The following is an 899-nucleotide window of genomic DNA, read 5'->3' as shown; positions in this document are numbered from 1 at the left end:
GGCCCGAACGGCGGGTGGGGGGGAGGTGGCTGTTTCTGTTTGGTTTGGGGGGCCCGGTGCTGGGGGCGGGCGCCGCGCTTGGGGGGGGGGGGGGGGGGGCTCCCCCCCCCCCCCCCCCCCCTCGCCCGGAACCGCCCGGCCAGGGCCCCCGCCTACGCGCTGAGCGGGAACTCCTCGCCCAGCTCGCGGAAGACCGCCCCGTTGAAGTCGAAGGCCCGCTTGCACTCGTCGATGATCCGCTGCTTCTCCAGGTCGTCCGCGGCGATCGCGTCCAGCAGCTCCCGGTAGCCCCGCTTGAAGGCGGCCGGGTTGGAGATGTCCGCGAAGACGTAGAACCGCACGCCGTCGCCCTTGCGCTCGAAGCCCCACGTGCGCTCGGCCTTGTCCCGGATGATCTGGCCCCCGGAGAGGTCGCCCAGGTAGCGCGTGTAGTGGTGGGCCACGTACCCGCCCGGCCAGGAGGCGGCGCACTCCGCGACCCGGGCCGCGTACGCCTCCGTCGCCGGCAGCGCGCTGACCGCGTCGCGCCAGCCGGCGCCCAGCAGGTGCGCCAGGTCGCGCTCGATCTCGGCGACGCGCATCAGCTCCGGCTGTATGAAGGGGCCCGCCACCGGGTCGTCCCGCAGGGACTCGGCGCCGTCCTCCAGCGCCCGGTACACGAACCACAGCTGCTCGGTGTAGCGGGTGTACGCGTCCACGCCGAGCCGCCCGCCGAGCAGGTCGCTCATGAACGAGGAGGTCTCGGCTTCGGTGTGCTGCTCGTGCGAGGCGACACGGATGACCGTGGAGAACGCGTCCAAGACTGACCTCCGTCGGGAGAGGGGCGGGCCGGGGGGGGGGGGGGGGGGCCCCCCCCCCCCCCCCCCCTCGGCTTTCCCCCAGCCAGAGGTTTCCCAACG

The 899-nt window shown here is 74.4% G+C and carries 1 protein-coding gene; it reads right to left on the bottom strand.

The annotated features are described in order from the left end of the window. Nucleotides 1–152: 152 nt before the first annotated feature. Nucleotides 153–800: a biliverdin-producing heme oxygenase gene (locus tag AC07A6_RS12620; protein ID WP_362466389.1), complete on the bottom strand. Its 648-nt coding sequence runs from the start codon at nt 798–800 to the stop codon at nt 153–155. Between the last annotated feature and the right edge of the window lie 99 nt (nt 801–899).

Source organism: Streptomyces sp. NPDC044002, assembly GCF_056434525.1.
Note: the sequence above shows the minus strand (reverse complement) of the source record. Positions and strands in the feature narration are given on the sequence as shown.